The organism is Coleofasciculus sp. G3-WIS-01 (assembly GCF_040223135.1).
Lineage (GTDB): Bacteria > Cyanobacteriota > Cyanobacteriia > Cyanobacteriales > Coleofasciculaceae > Coleofasciculus.
The window spans coordinates 1-4,949 of the sequence record NZ_JAVJZI010000001.1 but is presented as its reverse complement, the minus strand read 5'-3'; the positions used below and the strand labels follow the sequence as shown (position 1 = coordinate 4,949).

Below are 4,949 nucleotides of genomic sequence, written 5' to 3'. Positions count from 1 at the left end.
TTTAAGGTCACTGAAACAGTGCTTTTTGGATAGTTACCGACCGATAACATTGGCGAAGCTAACTTTACCCGAAAGGAGATTGAGGCAACCATACCTCACAGGAGGGGCAACCATACCCCTCCACCCCGAAAGGGGTATGCTTCTTAAACCGCTAACGCGCGTTCCTCCCCGGTCTGAAGCTTGCCCGATAAGCGAAGCGAAGGGACACGGGGTTTCCCACAACGGAGGAGTTCTAATGACACCGCTATGCCCTAACTCTCGTCTCTCAGGTAATCGCCCAACCCTATAGAACCACTCTAGCTTGTCTCGTGATCACCAATTTATAAGCTTTCCCAAAAAAAAAGCAAGGTTGAATTAGCCTTGCCCTTTCTGAGAAATGATCTTAAAAAACCACCTACCTCACCATCTGATAGACTGACTCTTCGATTCGCTCCTGAATTTCCGGTATCAAATCAAAACCGCGTACAATTTCCCTCATCCGCACCTGTTTGGCTTGGAGCGCTGTTTGTAGCAGTTTCATGGCTTCTTTTGGCTTACCACACCCGCAAAAAAACAAATCAGCGGCAAAATAGCCATGTTCGGGCCAGGTATGGATAGCAATATGAGACTCCGCCAATGTCGCTGTCGCCGTTACTCCGTGGGGACTAAACTGGTGTACACATAAATCAATGAGAGTTCCTTCTCCAACAGAAATCGCATCAATCAAGGCGCGGCGAATTCCTTCAGGATCATTGAGAAGGTCTTCAGGCGCTTCCCATGCGTCAACGACCAGATGAGTTCCCACTTGTTTCATTCTACTCGATCTACTCCACCCAATAAGATTTCAAAGACTCTATTTATAGCATAGAGTTAATTCAGTCCTCAACTCATTAGAGATTTAACCTGATTCAGTGTCAAAGGTACTCTCTTGTTCTATGGCACCCCGATGGCTCCGAATGTACCACCCCCCAACAGGCTCAAAAGGTTGAACCTAGGCATGACCACAGACTTTTGACGAGACGTTTGACTTCTCAGGTAGTGGTAACTAGTCAATACAACTAAGCTACCCCCTCTAACTCCATCTATTGATTAGACTAACAAATAAATTATCCTCTAGAGGGAATAACTCAGAACTTGGGGGTACTTGAAGTCGATTCGATGACGCCAAATAATTTAGCCTTAACAGCCCATATCACAGTTTAGTTGTAACATTATCCATCTTCAGAATGAAATGTGAAACTCAAAAATGAGAAAATGAGCCTTAGATTTTCCGGGAGTCAATTATTTGATTTTTGTGACTCCGTTTGGGATTCAACTTTTGTAGATGCTGTCACATCGAACACCACTTTAAATGTTCGTCCAATCTTAGTTTTGATTAAATCTTCCAATAGTGTCACATCTTGAGGTGTGATTGGCTCTACCGAGCGAACAACAACTGTAATAGAAGGGGGATGATAATTCCAATCAATATCTGACCGAATTAGTTCTATATCCGAACGCCTAAACTGGGAATTTTCCACCAAAATATTACTATCCATGAACAAGCAATCCCCAGCATTGTACCGGAAAAAATAGAAATAGAACTTCGCCACAGCAGTTTCAAGTCTCCTTCTAAGGTAGCAAATGAAAATCCCCGCAATGGCATCATCAAGGGGGCAATAATCATCGCACCAATGATTACAGCAGCACTATTCAATAGTAACCCAAATGAAGCAATTAAACAGGAGCTAACAATCAGCACTAAATAGTTTTGAGTTAGCTTTGAATCTTTCAAGAGGGATTCTCTGAGCTGAATAATAGGAATAGCTTTTAGTCCCACATCTTTGAATAGTTGCCAGGTTTGGCTCGCTGTATGAGACACCTTCTTAGGATCTTGCATGGGTTTAGCCCGGATAATCAGAAGCCTTGAACGGAATTATATCTCCAGATTATAGCATTACTTTTGCTGGTCTATGGATGCTAACGGATGCAACCCACCCTAAAGCTAAGCGGCTACAATCCAAGATTTTAAATGGGTGGCTCCATCTGACCTGAAACTTGCTCAATAACCTGCTAATATCAGTTTTAGGTCTTATCTGACTCAATGGCGACCTAATAATAGTGGATGCCAGGTTTTGCTAACCAGAAAACTGCGATGACTTCTATATTTTCACCGATTCAAAAACTCCTAATCACATGGCTGCTGCTTTTAGTAACAGGTTGGCTGACGCTGAGTGGGCTGAGTTATGTGGGGGAAATCATTAGTATTTTGCTCACGGCGTCTCTGATTGCGTTTTTGCTTAACTATGCCGTTGGGGGACTGCTACCCTTTTTACCTCGGACAGTGGCGGCGATTTTGGTTTATTTAGTTGCTGCCATTTTTGTTGTATTCATTGCCTTAACGCTAGCACCACCTGTATTTAACCAAGGACGGCAATTAGTGACTCGGTTTCCCGAATTGCTTGAGCAAGGACAACAGCAATTGGTGGACTTTCAAGCTTGGAGTATTGAGCATAATTTGCCGTTTGACGTGCGGATTTTCGGCTCTCAACTGTTGGCACGTATCCAAGCTCAAGCCGAAGCGATCGCGTCAACGGGTTTGGGCTTGGTTGTGGGGACGTTTAACTGGTTTATCGACTTAATTTTAGTCCTAGTTCTTTCATTTTACATGCTCATTGATGGTGAGCGACTATGGCGTGGTCTTACCAGTATTTTTTCTGCCAAAATCCGTGATGGCTTAACTCAAGCACTACGACGCAATCTTCAGCGGTTTGTATCCGGTCAACTCTTACTAGGGTTGTTTATGGCAACAACTTTAACCTTAGGCTTTCGTGTATTACAAGTGCCATTTTTTCTGCTGTTTGCTGTTTTTATCGGCTTCATGGAGATTATTCCCTTTGTCGGCGCCACTTTGGGAATTGCTACCGTAGTCATTGTCGTCGCGTTTATTGATTGGTGGCTAGCCTTGGAAGTCTTGGGAGTATCTGTCGCCTTGCAACAGGTCAAAGATAATATAATTGCACCCCGAATTATGGGCAACTTAACCGGTTTATCGCCTGTGATTATTCTAACGTCTTTGTTATTGGGGGCTAAAATTGGCGGAATCTTGGGCGTCATTCTGGCGATTCCGGTGACGGGGGTAGTGAAAAGTTTGGCGGAAATTGTCCTTGATCCCACGTTACCGCCTCAGACGGGAGACTTTTTCTCCAATCCTTTGAACGAAACGAAATCCCAAAATACTCTGGCTGTCGCTGCTGATACCGATGCTGATTCTAATATCTCTAGTCAAGAGGCTAGGGGAATGGAACAATCAGAGACAATTTAAGCCCTCAACTAAAGCCCTCAACTAAAGTTGGGGCTAAAAGCTTAAACCCGTTAAAACGGGTTCAAAGGCTTACCTAGTCAGCTCGATTCTTACTTTAGCTCCAAGATAAGAAATTTATTGTCAGGCTTCTTAAGGTCAGCGACGTTCACCTTAACCTATTTAGAGCGAACAACCTCTATACTAACGGGGTCAAGATAGGATTTCAGCATTAAACCATGTCCTACGAGCGAGAAAAACAGATCGCCATCCAAGCTGTAACGGCTGCGGCTCAATTATGTGAACAAGTTCGTCGGGAACAGGGTTCCTTAACCCTAACCAAACCCGATCGCTCTCCGGTAACTGTGGCTGATTTTGGCACACAAGCGGTTATATGTCGGGTATTAGCCGAGGCGTTTCCTGGTGATCCAGTTGTTGGAGAGGAAAACTCTAGCTTGTTGCGACAACCAGCGATGACCCAACAGTTGACAGGGGTGACCCATTATGTTAAGTCCCAGATTGCTGAGGCGACACCGGAAACCGTTATCACCTGGATTGATCGGGGTACGGGTCAAGTCGCGAATCGCTATTGGACACTTGATCCTATTGATGGGACAAAAGGCTACGTTCGGGGTGATAATTATGCGATCGCCTTAGCGTTAATTGAAGCGGGTGAGGTGAAACTGGGGGTGTTAGGATGTCCGGCTATCCCGATTCATCCCAACCAACCCGTGAGCGATCCGGGCGTTCTGTTTGTCGGAGTAAAAGGACAAGGGACAACCCTGATACCCCTAGGCGGAGGTCAACCTCAGACGATCCGGGTTAATGAATGCGATCGCATCGAATCTCTACGATTAGTCCAAAGCGTAGAATCCTCTCATGGAAACCCCGAATTGGAAGCGGCTATCACTCAATCCCTTGGTTTTATCAACCCTTCCCTACAGATTGATTCCATGGTAAAGTACGGCATTATTGCTAGAGGAGAAGCCGATCTTTACATCCGTTTACCGTTTCCCTTGGCGTCCTCAAAACGGCAAAATATATGGGATCATGCAGCGGGTGTAGTTGTCCTGGAGGAAGCCGGGGGACGAGTCAGTGATATGTATGGTAAACCCTTAGATTTTGCTTGTGGAACTAAGCTTTTCAACAATCAGGGGATTATTGCCAGTAATGGGGCGATTCATGATGCCGTGTTAGCCGCCGTAGCCCAGCAAATTAAAGCCTCTGAGACATCCAAATTCATACCCTAGACTATCAATCTAGATATCAACCCAAGGATCAACGCTTAAGTCAGCTCAATCTGATATCGGGCGCAAACCTTCATCCGTGTCAACTTAAGCTTAAAGTCTTTCCCCGATTGACTTTCGTTATGGATGTTAGCAGTACTTCACAGTTTAGATCCCCCTAAATCCCCCATGGAACAAAAGCGAAGCATCCTTTGGCTTCCCCCGTGCAAAAAAAGCGAAGCAACTTCTGGCTTCCCCCGTGCAAAAAAAGCGAAGCAACTTCTGGCTTCCCCCGTGCAAAAAAAGCTCCCGCATCCTCTGGTCTCCCCCGTGCAAAAAAAGCGAAGCATCCCCTGGTCTCCCCCGTGCAAAAAAAGCGAAGCATCCCCTGGTCTCCCCCTTTTTAAGGGGGACGGAAGGGGGATCTATAAGGGGGACGGAAGGGGGATCTATAAGGGGGACGG

At 45.5% G+C, this 4,949-nt stretch carries 4 protein-coding genes; 2 read left to right on the top strand and 2 right to left on the bottom strand.

Translation table 11 applies throughout. The annotated features are described in order from the left end of the window. Positions 1–394 precede the first annotated feature (394 nt). Both speD and RIM23_RS00015 read right to left on the bottom strand, forming a co-directional pair. Positions 395–793, bottom strand: a complete 399-nt coding sequence (gene speD, locus RIM23_RS00020) for an adenosylmethionine decarboxylase (protein ID WP_446363340.1) — start codon at positions 791–793, stop codon at positions 395–397. Positions 794–1,465: 672 nt separating this feature from the next. Then, positions 1,466–1,858, bottom strand: coding sequence for a DUF389 domain-containing protein (locus RIM23_RS00015; protein ID WP_446363338.1), 393 nt, complete (start codon positions 1,856–1,858; stop codon positions 1,466–1,468). A 255-nt stretch (positions 1,859–2,113) separates the two neighbouring features. Between RIM23_RS00015 and RIM23_RS00010 the strand changes: the two genes are divergently transcribed. Together RIM23_RS00010 and RIM23_RS00005 are read left to right on the top strand one after the other, a co-directional pair. Next, positions 2,114–3,283: an AI-2E family transporter gene (locus RIM23_RS00010; protein WP_446363336.1), complete on the top strand. Its 1,170-nt coding sequence runs from the start codon at positions 2,114–2,116 to the stop codon at positions 3,281–3,283. Positions 3,284–3,498: 215 nt separating this feature from the next. Beyond that, positions 3,499–4,509 carry a 3'(2'),5'-bisphosphate nucleotidase gene (locus tag RIM23_RS00005; protein WP_446363334.1) on the top strand — a complete coding sequence of 337 codons (1,011 nt, stop codon included), beginning with the start codon at positions 3,499–3,501 and terminating at the stop codon, positions 4,507–4,509. Positions 4,510–4,949: the final 440 nt, after the last annotated feature.